This is a genomic window from Paenibacillus sp. 1SOY10 (assembly GCF_056836745.1).
In genome coordinates this window covers 66,772-88,211 of record NZ_JBXENK010000009.1, presented here as the reverse complement: position 1 = coordinate 88,211, position 21,440 = coordinate 66,772, and the positions used below count along the sequence as shown (strand labels likewise).

Here is a 21,440-nt window from a genome sequence, read left to right as displayed (position 1 = left end):
CGTCCATGGCTTTAGTATAACTCTTTAACACGCTCCTATCTCGACCTATGGGAGCCCTATATATTTCTGTAGAGAAGTAACGAGGGAAGGCCGAAGGTTAAAAATCCAATAACAAGTGAATAAACGCGAGAGAAAACTTTGATTTATTATGGGAGAGTATATTATGGAGCCAATTATTAAGTTTGAACATATAACGAAGGAATACAAAATATTAAACAAAAGAGAAGGGTTAGTAGGAAGCTTCAAGGATTTATTTTCTACTGATTACAAAATTGTAAAAGCTGTTGATGATATTACAATGGATATTTTACCCGGTGAAATTGTTGCTTACCTAGGACCAAATGGCGCGGGAAAGTCTACAACGATAAAAATGATGACTGGTGTTCTAAAACCAAGTAACGGGAACATTTTAATTAATGGAAAAATCCCATATAAAAATAGAGTTCAAATTGCACAGAATATTGGGGTGGTATTTGGGCAAAGATCACAGCTTTGGTGGTCGCTACCTTTAATTGAATCTTTTAAAATTTTCAAAGAAATATATCAGATTGATGATAAATCTTTTAGGGATAATCTAGTATATTTCGATTCACTTGTAGGTGTAGCAGAATTATATAATAAAACGGTACGGGAAATGTCCTTGGGACAGAGGACTCTAAGTGATATATTGGCGGCATTTTTACATAATCCTGATATAGTTTTTCTAGATGAACCAACAATTGGCTTAGATGTATATATGAAAGGGAAAATTCGTGAGTTAATACAGGCTATAAATCGTGAAAAAGGAACTACTGTAATATTAACTACTCATGATATGGGTGATGTAGATGCACTCTGCAAACGAACAGTAATTATTGATAAAGGTTCAGTTATATACGATAACGATATTGAAATGTTGAGAAAACATTTTGGTGATTATAGGATTATAAAATTAAAATTCAGCATGATTGACTATGAGCATGAAGAAGCTATGCTTAATGGTATAGCTACAGAGTTGACGAATATCTTAAAACTACATTTTCCTTCTGCATCATCTTTAGTAGTTAGTAAGAACCAGAAATGGGTTAATGTTCAACTAAAAGAAGATGAAGTCTCAATAATGGAGGTTGTCAATTGTGTTCAGAAAAATAGAACAATAGTAGATATGGCAATACAGGAGATTTCAACAGAGAGTGTTGTTAAAAAAATATATGAAGGAGGTATAAATTGAAAGCCAAGCGCTACTATTCATTCTCAAAGTATTTCGCTGTAACAAAAGGAAGTTTGATGGTCAGTTTAAACTTGCGTGCAAATGCAATGGTAACTTTTATTGGTAATTTAATTTATTTGATAATAATTTATCACTTGTGGAAGGCAATTTATGCATCTAATTCCGTTGATGTTATAAATGGAATGACATTCCATGAAACAATGATTTATTTAGTGCTTGCGGCAGCAATGTTTAATTTTTTAAATAGTGGTGTTGTATGGGAAATAGGATGTGATTATCAATCCGGACAAATTGTCAGAGATTTAATTAGACCAATAGACTACCAAACTTATACTTACTTTTATGCTTTAGGGAAAAGTGTTATAACATTTTTGATTACATTCGTACCTACCTTCTATGTTGTATGGTTAATTACAGATGACAGTCTGATAGTCCGTATTAATATACTCTATTTTTTGTTAAGTTTATTATTGGCTATGATTATAAATTTTTGCGTGGATTTTTTTGTGGGTACCATTTGTCTATATACGCAATCCATATGGGGTATAAATGTAATGAAAGAGGTAGTAGTATTATTTCTTTCAGGGGCAACTATTCCTTTAGCTTTTTTTCCAAAAGGTATAAGAGAAATACTAGATATATTTCCTTTTAAAGAGATATATGCGAGCCCTCTACAAATGTTGATTAACAAAAATTACGATATGTATGATTACATAAATATTTTAGGGAAACAGTTTTTGTGGGTTATTGTTATGATTGTTATTAGTAGATTTTTTTGGAGAAAATCGGAAAAATTGATTACTGTGAATGGAGGATAGGATAGAATTGATTAAGAGAATTGCAACTGCCCCAAGAGGCTTACGATTCTATTTAAATATATATAGGATAGCTTTAGTAATGGATTTAAAGAGAAAAATGAGTTTTCGTTCGGATTTTATTATTTCGACTATTGCTCATATATTTATTAATTTGTTCAATTTTCTAACATTTCAGATAATATTTCAAAATTTTTCTTATGTTATGGGTTGGTCATTTTATGAAATGACGTATTTATATGGATTTTCAATATTAGCACTTGCTCCTACCCAAACCCTTTTTATAAATAACTGGAATTTAAGGGATTCCTTGTTTAATGGTGATTTTATAAAATATTGTTTTAAACCAGTTAATATATTTTTTTATTTTATATCCGAAACGTTTGATATTAAAGGTTTATCCTATTTCTTTTTTGGTTTGGGAATTTTGGGTTATGCATGGTATAAGTTATCGATACCTTTCACGGCTATAAATATTTTTTTATTATTGATAGGTTGGCTTACAGCTTCTTTATTTATGATAGCAATAATGAATATTGCTGCAGCTTCTAGTTTTTGGTTAACATCCTCTTTTGTTATGACTTTTATGTTTAAGTTCTCTGATTACACCAAATACCCTATTACTATATACAGTTCTTTCTTTCGTTTTGTTTTTTCGTTTATTATTCCAATTGCATTTGGTGCATATTTTCCAAGTTTGTTTTTATTAAGGCCAAGTCAAATGCCACTAATGACATATTTATCACCACTATTAAGTATAATGTTCTTTAGCTTAAGTTATAAAATATGGATGAAAGGAGCAAGGGCATACTCTGGAACTGGATCATAAATCTTCGGATCTAAAATTCCCCATCACTTGGGAGTGAAGATCGTGCAATTTTTTAGTCTAGTTCTTTTAGTATTTAAAGGGTCGGACTATCTCGGGCCTTTTTGAACAAAATTGATGGAATGATTTGTTTCTAGCAACCCATTATAAGATATTTGGAAAGCAATAATGGCATACATGGCTGATATCTTTTATTTTTGATTAAAGCTTAATGGATTAACTCGGAGATACTATACTCAAAATAAGCTAGCATATAGCCTTTCCCACTTATCCGCGGCTTTTGGAGACAATTCTCGAAATGAAGCCTGAGCGAGTGGTGTACGTATCGTGCAACCCAGCGACTCTGGCCCCCGACCTACGCATCCTTGAGGACGGCGGGTATCGGACGGTCGAGGTCACACCGGTCGATATGTTCTCGCATACGACACATGTGGAGTGCGTGGTAGGACTATGTCGAACAGATACGTAGAAGTCTTCCGTTGCCAGCTTCCAGTGAAGTATATGTCCTTTACCAACAAGGGAAGGGACTACAGAAATAAGGAGAGCTAAAATAAGCAGCCCCTTTAATCCAGCCGTAGCGTGGACTGAAGGGGCTGCAAGTTATTAGTAGCGTGTGCTCACTTATCTCCAGAATGTAATTTGCTCACTGGTCATACGTGTCGCTTCATAACCTTTTTCCTGTGCTTTGCCAATAGACAAGACCATGACAGGGACATAGCGCTCTGCATCCAAGTCAAATGCAGTTACGATCTGATTTTGCTCGAAGCCACCCATAGGGTTAGTGTCATATCCATGTGCACGAGCAGCCAGCATAAGTTGCATGGAGAACAAGCTTGCGTCAATCTTCGCGACCTCAGTCTTTGTCTCTTTAGTGAGTTCGGAATACATGCTCATGATCTGAGGCACTTGCTTGTCCCGCACTTCTTGGGGGATTATTCCTTGCTGAACAGCAGTATCAAAGATTTCTTCTGCATTCAGGTAGCTTTGGGTATCACCCAAAATAATCAGCATCGCCGCGGAAGTATCATTTTGTAGTGTGTTGAACCGCATTAGAGGACGAAGCTTATTTTTGCCCTCCGGAGTCTGAACTACGACTACACGCCATGGTTGTAAATTGGCTGAAGAAGGAGCTAGGCTGGCCTCAGTTATGATTTCGTGTAACTCTTCATTTGAAATCTTAACGCTCTCATCATAATGACGTACGGATCGACGTCCCTTGATAATTTCGAAAAAATTATTATTCTGAATACGTTCAGACATGAAATCTCTCCTTTGGGATAATCCGAATTTTTTTGACATTTTTGAAGTCGTCGGATATCATAATTGCAATATAAACTATGAACCAAGGTTCATAGTAAGCAAGAATCAAAATTTATAAATATTATTATTGAATCTCTTTATAAGGAAAGGAATAATGATGAAAGCAAAGCAAGTGTCCAAATCTACAGGAGTACCTATCTCAACCTTACGGTTCTATGAACGCAAAAAGCTCATTCCTGCCCAGTTAATAACCAGAAATGATAATAACTACCGGGAATATCATGAGGAGATCATTAATTTTCTTGATGATTTGAAGACTTTATTATCAGTGGGCTTTACAGTTCAGGAATTGAGCTGGCTAGTGAATAAATGCCAAACTTCTTACGAGGAGCAGCGAGATATTGTGGAAGATAAAATTCAGCATATTCAAGAGCTTCAAGTGAAACTGGAAGCATCAAAGCTATTTCTGATGGACGTGTTAGAGGGAAGGGCGGGATTTCAAATGAAATGCGAACCGTTACATGATGAGTAAGTAACTCAACTTTCGTAGTTCAATAGTGAGGAACGGATCTAAATTGTTCTTTATGTTGCTGCACTGCGGGTACTAGCATCTCGTCATTGGGCGGTGCATATCGGATTCGTTAACCGTTGTATCCGTGTGAAATTTACGATCGATGCTTCAGCACGTGAGCTTCATCCAGGTTTTGTAGGAGCAGTTCCTTGAGTTGCTCTACCTATTTGTCGCCATAACGTTTGCGAGCTTTGAGCAAGGTTGTAAAATCTGTTTTTTGTAAATGGGAATCTGGCAAAAGCGACGCCACGTCAGGCTGTCTTCTTGAACGAGTGTTTCATAACCAAAGTTATAACGACGTTTCAAATACATGAGAAGCAAGAAGGCTTCAATGTCTTTGGTAGTCCGACCTCCAGGAATTGATTACCACTTTGGCGAATGATTGGGAATGTTGTCGAATTCCTTATCAATCTCAAGGTGTTTATTTATATGTCTTTGCCTGATGCCCTGTACGGGATCTTCAACATAAACAGAAATCGTACCCAGAGATACGTTGCATCACATTATAAAAAATTACTTACAAGGCGATAAAGTTGGGAGAGAGGCATAACGATGTGGACGGAAATCGCGACATTTTTGAAGGCAAATACGACCGAGACATTCCTCATTTCGATTATTGGCACGGTACTGGTCTGGATGTACAAGCAATTCAAAGGTATGATTGATCACAGGCAGCAGAATGAATTGGCAAACGTACAGTTAAAGCAAAGTCTCTTTACAAAGCTGGAATTAAGCATTGCGAGCGTGCTTCATCTGGATAATGAATCGAGCAAACAGCACTTGTATGCGTTGTTGGGTGAATGCGGGCCATATATGACAAACACGCAGCTTACGATCGTACGGGATTATTACAAGCATTTTAATCCAATGCTACTTCATTCCTTGCAAGCTTTGACTGTGAATGAGGTGGACAAGCTTGGTCGACAATTGGATAAAATGAGGGAAACAGAAGATAACAGCGAGTGGTTGAGCTATATTCATAGGTTGTATGCTCCGATCTGGCCCATGTTAGGGTTTGCAATCGTTACAATGTATATCGTATTTTGTTTCTCTGCTGTAAAGCAGGGGACTACTTTGTGGATTCAGATTTGCATTTTGCTTCTGGGTGTGACACTTTTCCTCTCTGCTACATTACTCATCATTATAATCGGTTTCCTTGTCAAGCAAAATTTGGGCAAACAAGGAGTCAAACGTTGGATTGTTACTGCTGCGATTATCGTTGCGCCTGCTCTAGCTTTCGTTGTCAATCGAGTAGATATGTCCGTTATTGTGTTCTTAATTCAAATCATAGGATTTGTCATGATGTCACGCTTCAAGCGACCTACAGAAATTGTTATGGTGTAGGCAAGCAAATTTTCCTCCTTTAGGTAAATTAGATTAGCTCTGCATGATCTCCGAAGGTGTCCACTATAGTTGCATAAAGATGAAGTTGATTGGTTATCATAATAATGATAAAATGATGTTATGAGGAGGGAATGCCTTGCCGCAAATTAGACCTGTATCCGATCTGCGAAATAATTTTGCCGAAATATCAAAGATTGTTCACGAGACACGTGAACCGGTATTTCTTACGAAAAATGGACACGGTGATATGGTTGTTATGAGTATTGAGCAGTATGAGAATATGCAGTACAACACCGAGATTTTTGCAAAGCTGCAAGAGGCTGAAAGCGAAGCCTATAACTCTGACGTTCGTTATAGTCATGACGAGGTGTTTAATCAGTTAAGACAGCGGATTCGTAAGGGAGATTAAGAATAATTAACAAACTGGGGGCGAATTGCCTTCAGTTTGTTTGATCTCCTTGACAACCAATTTGTACCATGATATATATTTAGGTATGGGTATACATATTTTTTTGTTCATTTTTTTTAGGTATGACAATACCTATATGGAGGTAGTGAAGTGAGCGACAGAAATGTTGAACTGAATAAATTGATTTGGATTTGCCTTGATGATTTAAGAGGTATTTACACCAGTGAACAATCTATTCGTATTTTATTGGTCGTAACATCCATTTACTATTTAAATAATCTTGAACAAGGCAACGGGCAAAATATGTATTGGTCCCTTGATTTTAAAGAAAACTCAAGTGTGGATTGGTTAAATGACAGAATGAAACAACTGGAGGATGAGAATGAAAAGTTTCAGGGTATTTTTACGGGACTGGTCTCTTCATTCCTTCATTTTTCAAATAACTCTACTAATCGAGCGTTGGAAACTGTATGGAAAAATTTGAATCACTTTCAATTCAACCACCAGGATGAAATGGTCCGACTTATTAACTTAATAGCTTTTAAATTTGGCGGCGATGAAGCGACCCATGAAACACCTGCATCAATTACGAGTCTGTCCCTTAATCTGGCTCGCATTGAACACATTCGGTCAATTGCCGATTACTGTTCTGGGATTTCTAGTGTTTATCTTGAAATTTTTCACCGATTAAAAGCTTCGGGAAGAGATAACCTCATATCATACTATGGGGAAGAGATGAATGTATCGTCCTATTTAATTTCCAAATTGTTGATGCTTATAAATCGGGTCCCCAATTTTGACATTGTTAATAAAGATGTATTAGACCTTGTAAGTAGAGAGGACCAGAGTCACACTTTTGATTTTATATTTTCAGATGCTCCTTTTGGCGCTGCTTGGAATCAAGAGAATGCGTGGAACGATGTCAGGTACGAGCATGGAATTCCTCCGAAATCATCGGCTGATTGGGCATTTTATCAAAATGTTTTGTACCATCTAAATCAAAATGGAAAAGCCATTGTAGTCGGCACAAAAGGAACTTTAGTTAGAAGTAGTGAAGTCCACATTAGAAAATCCATTATTGATAAGGATTTAATCGAAGCAATCATTACATTGCCAGAGAATCTTTACTCTAAAGCCAGCATCAGTACAGAATTGATCATATTTAATAAAAGGAAACCTGAAAATAGACAGGGCAAAGTATTATTCATAGATGCCAGAGAGTATTCATACAGAATAAATCGAAATCAACATGCGATCACTGAGGAAGGTCTTTCAAAAATCATTGACTCTTATTGGAATGGAATTGAGGAGGAGCGTTTTTGTAGACTAATTAACGTTGAAAAAATAAAATCCTATAACTTTAGCCTGAATTCAAAAGAATATTTAGACTTTGATATTTTGAAGCAATCTTTTCAGCATACAGTAAAGCTTGGTGATATTGCGGAAATCAGACGTGGTGTCCAATTATCGAAAGAAGAATATGAAGATCTCACGGTGTCTGCAACACATTACTTTCTAAATATTAAAGATATAGAGAATGGGAGAATTAATTATGATGAGGGGGCGAAAATTACCTATAAAAAGCAAGACTGGCTTGAGAAGTTTGCAATTCGACCAATGGATATCCTCATCACTTCCAAAGGTTCAATGATTAAGTTTGCTATAGTAGAAAATCCATTTCATGAGGCATTTATAAGTGGGAATTTATCAATTATTCGAGTAAATCCTAAACGATATAACGCTTACGTTTTGTATGAATTTTTACAGAGTGATACAGGACGTAGGATGATAGATGCTCTACAAACGGGCACAACCATTAAACTGATCACCCCTTCCAGATTGGAGCAACTTGAAATCCCTTCATTTTCGATTGAATTCATGAATGAAGTAGGAGAGAAGCTCAAACTGAATAAGCAAGAATACGAAGAAACTATAAAGGAAGCAGAAAAAAAGTTTGCATTGCAAAACAAAATATTGCTTAAACAATTAGGTATTAACAATACAGTTTAAAGGGGTCACAAAGTGGAGAAAAAGTATAGATTACGGTATCTTGCGGTGGCACAATCAGATTTGATAGATATTGTTCAGTATATTAATGAACAGTTTTTTGCACCAGAAGCTGCAATTCATCTTGTTGATAAGCTTGATAAGGCTATTTCCAATTTACAACAATTCCCTTTCTCGGGACATTATTATAGAGGTATGAGGAGGCTTAAGGACGATTATCGAATGCTTGTTGTTGAGAATTATCTCGTATTCTATGTTGTAATGGACAATATTGTAGAAGTTCGACGCGTTATTTATAGTAAACGTGATTATGAAAAATTGCTTTGATATTATCTGCCTAGGTCAGGGTTATGTTATCCCAAAAAATGATAATATGCTAACCATTCTTGGGATGTTGAATTCGGGAGAGAAATGGACTGCGAAGCAAATATCATAAAAGTTAGAGATCAACATAAGAAGCGTTTATCGCTATATTGATGCAATATGTACCAGTGGATTTGAGGTTATAGTTAATGGAGGGGATTGTATTGGAGAAGGATGCTAGCCACAGAACCAATATTATTGGTGCGGGTGAGGTGGGAGTGGCCATTTCGGTTGAACTGGACAAGGAAAAGGTTCATGCAACAAACGAGTCTTTCTGGGATACCCAAGGAAATGCGGTTATAGGAACAACGGCCCTTCCTTTCTATGGGGCCTTTATTTCAGAAGAGAAGTGTCAACTCTTCGGTGATTTAGCAGGAGCAAAAGTGCTGGAAATCGGTTGTGGTACCGGTCATTCTTTGCAGTATTTGGGGGAGCGCCAAGCCTCAGAATTATGGGGAATGGATATCTCAGCAGAACAAATCGGAAAGGCCGAGCAGCACTTGGCGGTACATGATCTTTCGGCAAAATTGATTTGCTCTCCGATGGAAGAGGAATGTGGGATACCAGCAAATTATTTCGATTATGTTTATTCAGTCTATGGCATAGGCTGGACTACCGATCTTGAGGGGACCGTTTCTCGGATTGCCTCTTACCTGAAAAAAGATGGTGTTTTTATTTTTAGTTGGTCCCATCCCATACATAAATGTGTCGCAGCAGAAAATGATTTGCTTCTTTTCAAGAAATCTTATTTTGATGAGTCATGGTACTCGGTATCTATTGGTGGAGGCGTACTATCTCTTTCAGACCGCAAACTATCCACTTATGTGAATGCGCTAGCAAAAGCAGGATTTATCATCGAGCAAATGGTTGAAGAGTCTGATCAGGGAATGATGGAATCCAATGATAGCGAATTTGCCCGGAAGGCTAGTATGCTTCCCGTAACTTTTGTCATCAAGGCAAGAAAGCGATAAGATCACTAATTAAGAGCACTCACGCTCAGGGGCCAGTCCCCGGGAACCTGTGGGTGCTTTTTGTGCTGTCGTTAAATCGTTTCCCGGAATCGGCGCACATCCCGAATTGGCGGCTGACCGAACAAACGGGCATACTCACGGTTGAACTGTGTAGCGCTCTCGTAGCCAACCTGATAAGCGACGCTGGTCGCATCGTTTGTGGTTGCGAAGAGGAGTTTCCGGGCTTCCGTGAGCCGTAGCCGTTTTTGGTACTGAAGGGGAGTCATGGCGGTCACTTCCTTGAAGCAGGCAAAAAAAGAAGATGTGCTCATCGCGGCTGCTTCCGCTAGCTTCTCTATCCGCATAGTTTTCGTATAGTGGCGATTCATCCATTCAATCACGTGGGCGATTCGCTGGGCGCGGCTACCCAAAAGAGCGAACTGCCGGATGGCATTCCCCTGTTCGGTCTGCAGCATCCGGTAAAGGATTTCGCGTACCGCATAAGGAGCCAGAACTGGCAGATCCTCCGGGGTATCGAGCAAACGAATCAGTCGCAGGATAGCTTCATGCAGCGGATCGCTCATTCGGCTGATGACCAGGGCACGCTGAGAAGTGAGGCCATTGTTTATATTCGAATCGGGTTGTTGAATCACATCCAGGATTTGCTCGATCTCAAATTGAAGCTGCAAGGACAAGTAAGGGGTCTGTGGTGAGGCTTCAATCACTTGTCCCGTAATCGGCAGATGTACAGAAGCAGCCAGGTAGCTGCCGGGTTGATAAGTATAGCTTTCTGATCCCAGCAGCACTTGCTTGGTACCTTGGGCAATCACGCATAAGGAAGGTTTATATACGACAGGAATCGGCTCGGATACTTCGGAAGAACGAACAAAGGAAAGAGCAGGATAGGCGGTAATGTAAGTTCCGTCTTGTACGGCAACACGTTCGATTTGTCTGGATAATTCGCTCAAGCCCTTTCCTCCAATCTAACCATTTTACAATTTACTTTATTGCATTTTGGAGAATTAGGCAATCCTATTGCAGCTTTCGGCTACCGCATAATTTGTAGTTACCACCATAATGGACATGTAACAAGCGGCATAATTCAATCAAACGATGAAGGAGCGATGTGCATGTCTGGATTAAAAGGCAAGGTAGTGCTTATTACCGGTGCCAGCAGCGGCATCGGCGAAGCAACCGCCAGATGGCTCGCTGAACGGGGAGCGCAGGTGGTGCTCGGTGCGAGACGGACGGATAGGTTAGAGAAGTTGGCAGAGGAGATTAGAAATGCAGGAGGAACAGCGGCATACCATTCCCTTGATGTAACGGATCTGGAACAGATGCAAGCGATTGTACAGTTCACCGTGAATCAATTCGGACGCCTTGATGCCCTCGTCAATAATGCAGGCGTGATGCCATTGTCATCACTTGATGCATTAAAGGTCGAGGAATGGAACCGCATGATTGATGTCAATATTCGCGGCGTGTTGCACGGGATCGGGGCTGCTATTCCCGTGATGAAGGAACAGAATTTTGGTCATATCATCAATGTTTCTTCGGTGGGGGGCTATATGGTCTTCCCGAAATCAGCGGTGTATTGCGCCACCAAGTTTGCAGTTCGGGCAATCACAGAGGGGTTGCGTCAGGAGATGGGTGCCATCATCCGTACGACGGTTATTTCTCCGGGAGTTACCGAATCTGAACTGGCAGATACCATTACGGATGAATCGGCACGCGAGATGATGAAATCTTTCCGAGATAACCCTTTGCCTGCTTCAGGCATAGCCCGGGCCATTGCATATGCTCTTGAACAGCCTGCGGAAGTGGATGTAAATGAATTGATTGTGCGTGCGACGGGACATCCGGCTTAAACTAATAGTACGACAAAATGAAGTACACCCCATGACATCATGTCATGGGGTGTGCTGTGTAGTGAAAACTACTACGCAAAATGCTAGGGTGTTACGTATTGCTTAACGCCATTCCGTCGTGCGGGCAACCGAGAGGCGATTCGATGGATGGCCAGCTTTGTCGGCTTTGCCAATCGAGATCAGCATCACTGGCAAGTGACGTTTTGAATCAAGTCCAAACGCTTCAGCGATTTGTTCTTTGTCGTACCCGCCGATCGGGTTAGTGTCATAACCATGGGCCCGAGCCACCAGCATAAACTGCATCGATACGAGCCCCGCATCAATCAAGACGGAGTCGCGTCTCTTCTCAACAGGCATACTGTTTAATAGCGGCAGGTATGAAGCGAGACGTTGATCCTTAACTTCTTGCGACATGTAGCCTAGCTTAACGGCATCGCTAAAGATCTCTTCGGCGTAGTCAGGAAAGTTCAAATCCCCGAATACGGCCACTACGGCGGAGGAAGTCTCAACCTGATTGGTATTAAATTTTGCCAGCGGAAGTAGCTTGGCTTTGGCCTCCGGACTTTCAATAACGACGAATCGCCACGGCTGCAAATTGACTGAAGAAGGAGCTAATGACGCTTCTTCTAGCATTTGTGTCATTTCCTCCCGACTGATTTTAACGGAGGAATCATAGTAACGGACAGATCGCCGACTTTTAAGGACTTCCTGAAAATCTTGAATTGTTTGTACACTGCTCATGGGAGACAGCTCCTTTTCTAAGAAAATGGTGTAGTTACATTAAAGGGTCTCGGCGTTGTGATGCATCCGTTCCAGCATATCCGCTAAAACTTTACGTTCCTCGGCATCGAAGCCTTCCAGTAGTCCCTCAACCAGGCGGGAGTTTTCCTCTACGAAACTCTGGATATGTTCTCGCCCCCGCTCATTAAGCTGGACGAGAGTAACCCGGTTATCGTCGGGGCTGTTGCGTCGGTTAACAAAGTCTAACGCCTCAAGTTGCTTCAAATGACGAGTAATGGCAGCACCGTCAATTCCAAGCGACTTCTGCAGCGCGGTCTGACTTATTTCTTCGGAAGCAAACAGTTCTTGCAGCAACCGGAAGCGGGAGGCACTAAGACCGGTACACCCGGAATAAGCAGCCCCAATTCGATTATTTAACAGTTGCAGCCTCTCCATAATGGACGTTTCGGGTGTAACGGGACACATTTGCAATCCCCCTTTTCCGCTATTGTTTGATGACTCAATGATTGACATGTCAATTAATATAGTCTATATACTGAAAAAAAGCAAGTCATTAAAAAGAAAATCTTCAAATGAAACTAGGTCTTTCATCCTATTGGAATTATTTGCATGTTAATATATCATCTGAATTGTAATAATATGTTTATCCTGCTAGAATTATAAATTTAATTAAAAAATTTGTAAAAAATTAAGACATTTTGACGAAAATTTTGGTTGAAGGTGAAGACTATGTCAACCTATGTCGAACCTTGGATGATTGTTATCGTGCTTATTCATATGCATTGAAATAGTACGGTTTCAACCTGTGATAGGCCTATAGGCTTGTTGCAGATTAATAAAAACAAGGAGGTTTGAAAATGAAAAGCAAGAAGTTCTCTTTTAAAGGCATCTCTCTGTTGGTGGTTTTAGCGATATTCCTATCTACGTTTGGGGCTATTCCACCATCTGCCAGTGCGGCAGCAAGAGGAGCATGGGCTCCAAATACGGCCTATGCCGTAAATGATACGGTAACTTACAGTGGCAGCACGTACACTTGTCTTCAGTCCCATACTTCCCTGGTAGGTTGGGAGCCATCTAATGTTCCTGCTCTATGGCAACAAGGTGGTGGGAGCGGTGGCGGCGGAACTACACCTCCACCTCCAGCTACAAATGGAGCGATCTTCTATGCAGATATCAACTATGGCGGGAAAGCTGTAACCCTTGGGGTAGGCAATTATACGCTATCTCAGTTGAACGCAAATGGAATTCCAAATGATTGGATGTCGTCGCTTAAAGTTCCAAGCGGTTGGACGGTGGAAGTTTACGAGAATGACAACTTTGGAGGCACCAAATGGACCTTTACGGCAAGCTCCTCCTGGGTTGGCAGTGCGATCAATGACAAAATGTCCTCGGTTAAGATTTTCACCGGTTCACCTTCTACGGTAACCAAGCCTGGTGAAGTTCCAAGTCACATCTGGAACTATGTGATGAATGTGGACAATAAGTTTGGTAAAGGTGGAGATTTTGCGTTATTGCTGAGTGCTGTAATCAAGAAGGAAAGCAGCTTTGGAGCAGGCTTGCCAGGCAGCCCGTCGGCCGGCGATGGATTGATGCAGGTAGAGCCTAACACACGTAATGCTTATTTATCACAGTTTAGCTCAAGATTTGGCCGTGCATATAATCATGGTAGTGAACAAGATCAAGTATGCATGGGTGCATTAATTTTGGAAGAGAAGATTAATAGATTCGGCGGCATATATAATGGCTTACTGCGCTACAACGGCGGAGACAACTGGTATCCGGGAGCTACAGACTCCTACGGTCGCCCTATTTTGGCTGATCAGTATGCCAATTCTGTGTATGCCACATACAAGAGTTATGGTGGTAGAAACTAGTATATAAGATTGGATAAATAAGCTACAGACCGCTTTCACCATCGAGTGAAGGCGGTTTTTTATTTGAGAGGGTATGACATCTTGGTTTATAATGACATCATTCTTACTCCTAAGGAAGTGATCCCTATGAATCTGCAATCGGTAATGCAAGAGCTTGAAGCACTTGGCAAGGAACGAATTAAGAAAAGATATGTTTCAAATGGTGCCCGAGAGCCTTTGTTTGGCGTAGCGACAGGCGAGATGAAGCCCATGTCCAAGATCATTAAGTATGATCAAGCCTTGGCAGATGAGCTTTACGCCACAGGCAACTATGATGCTATGTACTTTGCTGGCATTATTGCAGATCCACAGGCCATGACGGAAGCGGATTTTGAGCGATGGATACAGGGAGCTTATTTCTATATGCTATCCGATTATTTAGTTGCCGTAACCTTGTCGGAAGCGGAGATTGCTCAGAAGGTGGCCGATCAGTGGATTGCTAGCGGGGAAGAATTAAGAATGTCAGCAGGGTGGAGCTGTTATTGCTGGCTGCTGGGTAGTCGCCCGGACAGTGAATTTACGGGCAGTAAAATAGCCCATATGCTTGAAGTGGCACAAACAACGATTCATGATGCACCCGAACGTACAAAACATGCGATGAGCAACTTCATATCTACGGTGGCCATTTCTTTCAAACCACTGCATGAGCAGGCTGTTGAAGCAGCCAAGGAAGTCGGTCTGGTAGAAACTCGAAAGGATAAGGGGAATAGCAAATTTCTCAATCCATCGGAAGTCATTCAGAAGGCATTGGATCGAGGGCAGCTTGGATTCAAGCGAAGATATGTCAGATGCTAAAAATATACATCGATGCTGAACGTAGCAGGGAGGGGCATATACATGGATGTTAATTTTCGCAAGATCCATTTGAAAGATGCAGTTCATCTCATACCACCCGGCAGCTTGTATTTGCTGTCAGAAGATAGCGTTGGGGGAGCAGAGTATGAAGGAGATGCTTTGCTATATGAAGGTGACCTCAGGCTTGGGGAGCTTTCGCTGGATTATTTGGCTGTTGAAGAAGAGGACGTGCTGTTGTATATCATTACAGGAAATTTGATTGTGGATCATAGCGTATACAGTGAGATTACAGACGGAGCGATTTCGTTAGTTGTGCTTGGGGATATGCAGGCCAGAAGTCTGATTGTGGGCGGACAGGAAATTTATATTGGAGGCGATCTGACCGTAGAGGAGTTGCTCTGGGGAGATTATAATCATGGTCTGCTTACGGTAAAGGGTGCAGCGGCAGCTACAGTGTGTCTTCAAACGGAGGATTATGAAATCACCGTACATGGACCATCGACTTGGCAGTATCATCTGCAGGAATGGGAGGAGGCCAGTCTGAGGGAGGATCCGGATGGTCGCACGTTAGCTACCTGGTTTGATCCGGATTGTCTGTACGAGTATGAAGGCCAGCAACTATTGGATCGTACCCCGCTAATTGAGCGTTTGCGTGCCGGTAAACCATGCTTTCTGCCACCGGAGAATCGGGGCGTGTTGGAGTTTGAAGGGCTGGAGCAGCTTGTGTTTCCCAGTGTAGCTATAGCACCTGAAATTCTGGATATGGCAACGGCTCCCTCGCTGATGCCAGCAAGCCCGGAAGAACCGGAGGAGAACGAGAGTCAGACGATGATCTTTCACCGTGAATGGTGGGATACCTCTACTGATTTTTTCTATCGTTTAACCATCGGATTGGTCCCGGAAACCCGAGCATTAGCGTATCAGGGGGTATACATTCAGCAGGATGAACAGTTGGCTGTGATCATTGAGCTTCCTGCTCAAAGAAAGGGAAGTCCGGAAGGGACGCTGGGAATACAGTGGCGTAAGATGGATGTGAGTGATGCACCGTGGCAAAATTATGAAGCTAACAGAGACGTTGAACTGGCAGAACTTCTTCCGACATATTGGCAGTCTCTGCTGCGTGAGTTGTCTTTATTATGGAATACCGGGCAGTATGTTTCCGCTGATCGTATTTCGCAGTTACTTGCCCTGCCACTAGTTGAGCCTTATGACGATTATGAGGATGATGACCGCTGTGGCTTATGGCTTGGCAACTGGTATTTCGGATTTCGGCAGGCGAATGGCGAAAGTGAAGGCGAGCCGATGGAGGCGTTGCTTGAGATTGGTCGTGAGTACGTGGATGCATCCGCAGAAGAGGAGGACACCCGGACAGAACGCTTCTTCTATACGGTTAGAACCCGGCTCGACGGCAGGTCGTATGTGGAGATACAGCATGAACAGCATGAAGAAGCAGTGTTGGAGGACATCAGCCATACGAATGCGGCTTTGGTTCGTCGTGCGTTGCGCGTGCTGAATTTGGCCGAGCAGGAACTGCTCAATGCCAACCAAAGGTTGCTGGCAGGGGAGCCAGTTGGTGATGATAAATTTGCCCTTCGTTACTGGCGCAAGAAAGGATATTTACGTTAAAGTAGAATTGTAAGTTTTCAAAATATGGAAGGGAACGGAGTAAAGCATGATTAAATCTAAAACGTTGGCTTTCCTCATGACTTCTCTTGTTAGTGTATTGCTGGTTGTAAGCGGTTGTAGTCAGACTGAACGGCCTCTTTCAGGTAGTGCTTCCCTTGAAGGCGACATGAAGCAGCTTATAGAAAAGACGAGTAAGGATGGGACATTCCTTTTTGAAGGATTGCCCTGGTTAATATCCAAGCAGGACGTCATTGATCAACAGCAGCAAGCTGCTATTCAATCTGAGGAAACGGATAGACTTCTTGTGGAAGGCGCCCTCTCTTTGGATGCCAAGGTAAAGCAAATGCTCGTATATCATTTTACAGATGATCAATTCGTCTCCGGTGAGTATTTATTTATTACATCTGATGATCAGTATTTCATTGAAATGGGCAGAGAGTTGAAGGCCTTGACCAAGGAGTATCCTGAGCCTATGACTAACAACTTAGCAGTATTAGACCAGGCAGATGCTTCTTCACGACAAGTGGAACACATCACCTGGGAAGGTTCGGACCGCAGTAGCCTGCAAATAAATCTGCTAACAACGGAGCAGGGCGATTATTTGCTGCAAATTCATGTCATGTCCCCTCAGCCTGAACGGAAGACATTACAGTAAATAGTTCTATTTTTTAGATCAGCCTGGTGAGGCTGGTCTTTCTTTTGCAGTAATCCATGAATTGGGACTTGATTAGTGAACAGGGAACATGTTGATGAGGAACTGAAAAAAAGGAGAAACAGATATTTAGTCGAATTCAAGTTAAAGGATAACGATTATAGCTCGGAGGTCAATCATGAATGGATTTGAAAAAATCGTGGATAAAATAGAAGCATTTTTCTTTTCTAAGCAATCAAAACGGTTAATTGCCCTAGTGTTACTAATAGTAGGCATTGCTGGCTATACTAATAACTTCGGAGAAGAGACATTCTTACGTTATTTATATGTTGGTATGATAGGATTTTTTGGAGGGTACTTAATTCGAAACATGAAGTGGAAAGATGACGATAACGAAAAGAAATAAGATAACCAAGAGGCAAGTCGCTGAAAGGCGACTTATTTTGTTTTCTATTTGTAAAAGTATAAAAAAGGAGCCTTCTCATGAACCAATCACGGAAACCGAAACCCAAATGGATTAAATTCATATTATGGGCATGTTTGCTACTTGCGGTTGTCATAGGCGGCATGTTCATTTATTTAGATGCGAAGACTTATGAGCCCTCTGATGCAGCCAAGCTAGCGATGGAAAGTGATGAGCAGGTCCAAGTAATGCAGATCAAGAACGGCTATAAATTTGAACCGGTGAGCGCGGATGTGCTTGAGCCGAACGTTATTTTTTACCCCGGGGGCTTGGTGGAGCCGGAGAGCTATGCGCCGTTTGCCAGGCAGCTTGCCGGACTCGGGCATCGTGTATACTTGGCGAAGATGCCATTAAATCTGGCCATCTTCGGTCAGAACCGGGCGGAAGCTTTCTTGGCGGAGCACCAAGGCGAGTCCTATGTTATCGGCGGGCATTCCTTGGGTGGGGTGTTTGCAGCGAGATATGCGGCTGAGCATAGCGACAAGTTGGCTGGAGTGTTCTTCCTGGCTTCTTATGCAGATGCCGCGGGCTCGTTAGAGGATCTAAACCTTTCAGCCTTGCAAATTACGGCCAGTCAGGATGGCGTTCTGAACCAGGAAGCTTGGGCAGAGTCTAAAGTCAATTTGCCGGAGGATACGTTGTACATCAGTATAGAGGGGGGCAATCACGGGCAATTTGGCTCTTATGGAATGCAAAAGGGAGATCAGGTCCCTGCGCTTCACGAGGAAGAGCAGCTAGAGCAGGTGATTATTGCCATGGAGGATTGGATGCAAGGACTGAATCCATAAGATAAATAAAGGAGTACCCGTAGAGAACATCATCTATGTTCTACAGGTACTCCTGTTTAATGCCATTTTAGTTATGCGGTTTTCGTACCCGGCAGGAATTTGTTCAGCAAGATCGCGGCCAGAGCAGCAGCCAGGATCGGCGAGCCCAACAGGTATTGTACAAACGTAGGCAAGGAATACAAGTAATCTTTTGGAATAAGCACCAAAGCCAGAGTGAGAATCATCGGAATGGCGATGGTGTACATCTCTTTTTCCCCGATTTGTTGCTTCTTCATGACCTGAATCCCATTAATCGCAATAATTCCGCAAACGATGCAGAAGACGCCACCGATGACAGCCGTCGGGATAGAAGCGATTAGAGCGGCCAGCTTGCTTGAACAGCCGAAGATAACGAACCATCCACCTACAGCCAGAAAGACCCGACGACTGGCAATCCCGGTGATAGAAATAATGCCAGCATTAGTGGAATAGCCTGTTACCGGGGTCGAACCCAGCACGGAAGCAATCAGACAACCGATCCCCTCACCAATCACCCCTCGATTAATATGCTTATCTGTTAGAGGTTTGTCGATGACATTGCTGACAGCGAACCAGGTACCTGTGGTCTCCGCCAACAGCACCAGATAGATGATCAGCATAGTAATGATCGCCGAGAAGTTAAAGGAGAAGCCGAAGTCGGCAAAAGGAATTTGCGGCATGCTGAACCATTTGGCTTGAGCGACGGCCGAGAAATCAAGCACACCCATGACATTAGCGGCTATACATCCGGCAACAAGCGCAAGCATGACGGACATAATGCGGAATAGCGAGCCCTTGCTTCCCAGTAACGCGCCTAGCACGACAAAGAATAGCAGTACACCGGCAGAGATTAGCGCCAAGGAAACATTTTGATTGATCGACGCATCGGCTGCTTCGTAGATGTTATCCCGGATAGCTACCGGCAACAAAGACAGGCCCACGATAAATATAATCGTACCTCCGACGATGGGCGGGATGAAGGACTTGACGATTTTGTTGAAGACACCGGTCATGCCCAGCAGAATGACAAGGACCGCCCCAATCAAGCTGGCCCCCAGCACAGAGTTCCAACCAAGCTGTCCACCGCCGCTGGCGGCATAAATACCTACAATGGCGCCAAGTGGAACATAGGAAGGACCTTGAGCAATGGGCAACTTCATGCAGAAATAGCTTTGGACAATCGTAGCCAGACCTGCGGCGATGAATGTGGACTGAATCAATGCGCCGGACTGGTCTGCTTGCAAGCCGATCAGCATGGCAATCAGGAAAGGAACGACATACACGTCCATGGCCAATACATGCTGTAAGCCCAGGATCGCGGACTTGCCAAACGATATTTTCTGATCGGGCAATACGGTGAGTTGCTGTGATGTTGCGGATGAGGAATTGACGGCTTCTGTTTTCACTGTGGTGCACACCTCTGATTTTCTATTTTTTTAGTTTACTGCCGGGAATGAACTTTCTCGCCCTGAACCCATACTTCGCGGATATTCTCAGGTCTAGCCAGATACATGATCTTCTCAAAAATTCCGTGTAAGTCCTCGTTCTCATCAAAAATAGGGAGTTTGGCGGGAGGTAGCTTCGTATCGACAATCTGCACATCCCATGCATAGTTCGGCTGAATACGGACAATGGGCAAACTCAGGCTTTCGCCGCCCCCGGCTGTAGCCAGATAGAAGGCCTCATCAATCGTTATTCGCGATAGGGGTAAGCCGCGTTCATGAGCAGGCAAGGAAGGGTTGACCCCATCCTCCAGCATTCTTGACGACATCACGGCTTGCCTTACATTATCGAACAGGCTGGGCGAGAAGCCCCCGGAAACATCCGTACCGAGGCCGATATCAACGCCTTTGTTCTGGAAGTGAGCGACCGGAATAACACTATTGGCGAAATAGGCATTGGAGATTGGACAATGAGCAATCGCCGTTCCGGTCTCTGCAAAGAGCTCTACATCAGGCTCTTCCAGAAAGTTGCAATGGGCCATGACCGACTTCTCTCGTAACAGGCCATAATCATGCAGTGCGAAGGCATCATTCTTATGGCAACGATCCTTCACATATCCGTGAGCCCAATCACTCTCGCTACAATGAGATTGCACGTGGACATCGTATTTGGCCGCAAGCTGACCCAGGCCTTGCAGGGCCTCATCGGTACAGCTAGGAATGAAGCGAGGGGTGACGACAGGGTAGACGCCTTGCTTCACCGTCTTGGCCAGCTCCTGGACGGCGACAATGAATTCCTCTGTATCCGCCAGCGCGGCCTGGGTACTCCCATCGCGGTAATAATCCGGTGTTTGTGCCGGGTCGTCCATCACGACCTTGCCCACCAGACCACGTTGTCCTTGTCTCGCACAGATTTCGGCCAGCAATATGCTGGCCTGTTGATGGACCGTAGCAAAATACAGAACCGTGGTTGTCCCGTTCGCCAGTAAAGTGCTGACCAGGTCTTCGTAGACGAGACGGGCAAAATCCAAATCCGCAAATTTGGACTCCAGCGGGAAGGTGTACGTATTCAACCATTCGTAGAGGGGAATGTCCAGAGCCGTACCCGACTGCGCCCATTGCGGGGCATGTACGTGCAAGTCGATGAATCCGGGTAACAAATATTGGCCATCAGCCAAGCGATGAAAATTGCTTTTGCCTTCATAAGCCTTCAATAAAGGCTGGTATTCCTCGTCCTCTGGAGCTACTACCTTCGCGATCATTCCGTCGGCGTTCACCGCAAACAAGTAATCTCTTAAAATTTGAATTTGTTTGGGAGATTGACTGGAAAAAGCAGTTCCTTGAAATAATTGCATATATTGTTCCATCTCTACCGCCTT

The 21,440-nt window shown here is 42.8% G+C and carries 22 protein-coding genes and 3 pseudogenes; 18 read left to right on the top strand and 7 right to left on the bottom strand.

What is annotated here, in order from left to right:
• Positions 1 to 163 precede the first annotated feature (163 nt).
• The 4 genes and pseudogenes from AC1VOR_RS18440 to AC1VOR_RS18425 all read left to right on the top strand — a co-directional run.
• Positions 164 to 1,210, top strand: a complete 1,047-nt coding sequence (locus tag AC1VOR_RS18440) for an ABC transporter ATP-binding protein (RefSeq protein ID WP_482619955.1) — start codon at positions 164 to 166, stop codon at positions 1,208 to 1,210.
• Entirely contained in the window at positions 1,207 to 2,028 is an 822-nt protein-coding gene (locus AC1VOR_RS18435; RefSeq protein WP_482619953.1) for an ABC transporter permease, read from the top strand. The genes AC1VOR_RS18440 and AC1VOR_RS18435 overlap by 4 nt, the downstream gene beginning before the upstream one ends.
• Before the next feature lie 7 nt (positions 2,029 to 2,035).
• The gene (locus tag AC1VOR_RS18430) at positions 2,036 to 2,854 is read left to right on the top strand and encodes an ABC transporter permease (protein WP_482619952.1); all 819 of its coding nucleotides are present in this window, start codon (positions 2,036 to 2,038) and stop codon (positions 2,852 to 2,854) included.
• A gap of 268 nt (positions 2,855 to 3,122) precedes the next feature.
• Positions 3,123 to 3,320: pseudogene (locus AC1VOR_RS18425) on the top strand (23S rRNA (uracil(1939)-C(5))-methyltransferase RlmD); the annotation flags it as partial.
• A gap of 152 nt (positions 3,321 to 3,472) precedes the next feature.
• Here the strand turns inward: AC1VOR_RS18425 and AC1VOR_RS18420 are convergent.
• On the bottom strand, positions 3,473 to 4,111 hold the full coding sequence (locus AC1VOR_RS18420; RefSeq protein ID WP_482619950.1) for a nitroreductase family protein: 639 nt from the start codon (positions 4,109 to 4,111) through the stop codon (positions 3,473 to 3,475).
• A gap of 154 nt (positions 4,112 to 4,265) precedes the next feature.
• On the opposite strand from AC1VOR_RS18420, the gene AC1VOR_RS18415 reads away from it, so the two are divergent.
• Positions 4,266 to 4,643 (top strand): MerR family transcriptional regulator, encoded by a 378-nt coding sequence (locus AC1VOR_RS18415; protein WP_482619948.1) that lies wholly within the window; start codon positions 4,266 to 4,268, stop codon positions 4,641 to 4,643.
• Positions 4,644 to 4,730: 87 nt separating this feature from the next.
• Here the strand turns inward: AC1VOR_RS18415 and AC1VOR_RS18410 are convergent.
• Positions 4,731 to 5,033, bottom strand: a pseudogene (locus AC1VOR_RS18410) (ISNCY family transposase); the annotation flags it as partial.
• 201 nt (positions 5,034 to 5,234) lie between these two features.
• Between AC1VOR_RS18410 and AC1VOR_RS18405 the strand changes: the two are divergent.
• The 6 genes and pseudogenes from AC1VOR_RS18405 (at position 5,235) to AC1VOR_RS18380 (ending at position 9,776) form a co-directional block, all read left to right on the top strand.
• Positions 5,235 to 6,026 (top strand): hypothetical protein, encoded by a 792-nt coding sequence (locus AC1VOR_RS18405; RefSeq protein ID WP_482619947.1) that lies wholly within the window; start codon positions 5,235 to 5,237, stop codon positions 6,024 to 6,026.
• A gap of 136 nt (positions 6,027 to 6,162) precedes the next feature.
• Entirely contained in the window at positions 6,163 to 6,435 is a 273-nt protein-coding gene (locus AC1VOR_RS18400; RefSeq protein WP_482619945.1) for a type II toxin-antitoxin system Phd/YefM family antitoxin, read from the top strand.
• A 150-nt stretch (positions 6,436 to 6,585) separates the two neighbouring features.
• Positions 6,586 to 8,445 carry an N-6 DNA methylase gene (locus AC1VOR_RS18395; protein WP_482619943.1) on the top strand — a complete coding sequence of 620 codons (1,860 nt, stop codon included), beginning with the start codon at positions 6,586 to 6,588 and terminating at the stop codon, positions 8,443 to 8,445.
• Between the two features lie 12 nt (positions 8,446 to 8,457).
• Positions 8,458 to 8,769: a type II toxin-antitoxin system RelE/ParE family toxin gene (locus AC1VOR_RS18390; RefSeq protein ID WP_482619941.1), complete on the top strand. Its 312-nt coding sequence runs from the start codon at positions 8,458 to 8,460 to the stop codon at positions 8,767 to 8,769.
• Positions 8,770 to 8,797: 28 nt separating this feature from the next.
• Positions 8,798 to 8,962, top strand: a pseudogene (locus AC1VOR_RS18385) (HTH domain-containing protein); the annotation flags it as partial.
• A 7-nt stretch (positions 8,963 to 8,969) separates the two neighbouring features.
• Positions 8,970 to 9,776 carry a class I SAM-dependent methyltransferase gene (locus AC1VOR_RS18380; protein ID WP_482619939.1) on the top strand — a complete coding sequence of 269 codons (807 nt, stop codon included), beginning with the start codon at positions 8,970 to 8,972 and terminating at the stop codon, positions 9,774 to 9,776.
• 71 nt (positions 9,777 to 9,847) lie between these two features.
• Here the strand turns inward: AC1VOR_RS18380 and AC1VOR_RS18375 are convergent, their stop codons facing one another.
• Positions 9,848 to 10,723: an AraC family transcriptional regulator gene (locus AC1VOR_RS18375; RefSeq protein ID WP_482619937.1), complete on the bottom strand. Its 876-nt coding sequence runs from the start codon at positions 10,721 to 10,723 to the stop codon at positions 9,848 to 9,850.
• A gap of 162 nt (positions 10,724 to 10,885) precedes the next feature.
• Between AC1VOR_RS18375 and AC1VOR_RS18370 the strand changes: the two genes are divergently transcribed.
• On the top strand, positions 10,886 to 11,623 hold the full coding sequence (locus AC1VOR_RS18370; RefSeq protein WP_482619935.1) for an SDR family oxidoreductase: 738 nt from the start codon (positions 10,886 to 10,888) through the stop codon (positions 11,621 to 11,623).
• Between the two features lie 102 nt (positions 11,624 to 11,725).
• On the opposite strand, the gene AC1VOR_RS18365 is transcribed toward AC1VOR_RS18370, so the two are convergent.
• Both AC1VOR_RS18365 and AC1VOR_RS18360 read right to left on the bottom strand, forming a co-directional pair.
• The gene (locus tag AC1VOR_RS18365) at positions 11,726 to 12,364 is read right to left on the bottom strand and encodes a nitroreductase family protein (protein WP_482619934.1); all 639 of its coding nucleotides are present in this window, start codon (positions 12,362 to 12,364) and stop codon (positions 11,726 to 11,728) included.
• A 39-nt stretch (positions 12,365 to 12,403) separates the two neighbouring features.
• The gene (locus AC1VOR_RS18360) at positions 12,404 to 12,829 is read right to left on the bottom strand and encodes a MarR family winged helix-turn-helix transcriptional regulator (protein ID WP_482619933.1); all 426 of its coding nucleotides are present in this window, start codon (positions 12,827 to 12,829) and stop codon (positions 12,404 to 12,406) included.
• Between the two features lie 392 nt (positions 12,830 to 13,221).
• Here AC1VOR_RS18360 and AC1VOR_RS18355 point away from each other — a divergent pair, with 392 nt between their 5' ends.
• The 6 genes from AC1VOR_RS18355 to AC1VOR_RS18330 all read left to right on the top strand — a co-directional run bounded on the left by AC1VOR_RS18355 (position 13,222) and on the right by AC1VOR_RS18330 (position 18,601).
• Entirely contained in the window at positions 13,222 to 14,238 is a 1,017-nt protein-coding gene (locus AC1VOR_RS18355) for a carbohydrate-binding protein (protein ID WP_482619931.1), read from the top strand.
• A 126-nt stretch (positions 14,239 to 14,364) separates the two neighbouring features.
• Positions 14,365 to 15,072, top strand: a complete 708-nt coding sequence (locus tag AC1VOR_RS18350; protein WP_482619929.1) for a DNA alkylation repair protein — start codon at positions 14,365 to 14,367, stop codon at positions 15,070 to 15,072.
• A 42-nt stretch (positions 15,073 to 15,114) separates the two neighbouring features.
• A complete protein-coding gene (locus AC1VOR_RS18345) occupies positions 15,115 to 16,698 on the top strand; it encodes a hypothetical protein (RefSeq protein ID WP_482619927.1) in 1,584 nt (527 codons plus the stop codon).
• A gap of 46 nt (positions 16,699 to 16,744) precedes the next feature.
• Positions 16,745 to 17,353, top strand: a complete 609-nt coding sequence (locus tag AC1VOR_RS18340) for a hypothetical protein (protein WP_482619925.1) — start codon at positions 16,745 to 16,747, stop codon at positions 17,351 to 17,353.
• Between the two features lie 175 nt (positions 17,354 to 17,528).
• Entirely contained in the window at positions 17,529 to 17,756 is a 228-nt protein-coding gene (locus AC1VOR_RS18335; RefSeq protein ID WP_482619923.1) for a hypothetical protein, read from the top strand.
• A 77-nt stretch (positions 17,757 to 17,833) separates the two neighbouring features.
• Positions 17,834 to 18,601, top strand: coding sequence for an alpha/beta fold hydrolase (locus tag AC1VOR_RS18330; RefSeq protein ID WP_482619922.1), 768 nt, complete (start codon positions 17,834 to 17,836; stop codon positions 18,599 to 18,601).
• 71 nt (positions 18,602 to 18,672) lie between these two features.
• On the opposite strand, the gene AC1VOR_RS18325 is transcribed toward AC1VOR_RS18330, so the two are convergent.
• Both AC1VOR_RS18325 and guaD read right to left on the bottom strand, forming a co-directional pair.
• Positions 18,673 to 20,025, bottom strand: coding sequence for a uracil-xanthine permease family protein (locus AC1VOR_RS18325; protein WP_482619920.1), 1,353 nt, complete (start codon positions 20,023 to 20,025; stop codon positions 18,673 to 18,675).
• 35 nt (positions 20,026 to 20,060) lie between these two features.
• Positions 20,061 to 21,428 carry a guanine deaminase gene (gene guaD / locus AC1VOR_RS18320; protein ID WP_482619918.1) on the bottom strand — a complete coding sequence of 456 codons (1,368 nt, stop codon included), beginning with the start codon at positions 21,426 to 21,428 and terminating at the stop codon, positions 20,061 to 20,063.
• Positions 21,429 to 21,440: the final 12 nt, after the last annotated feature.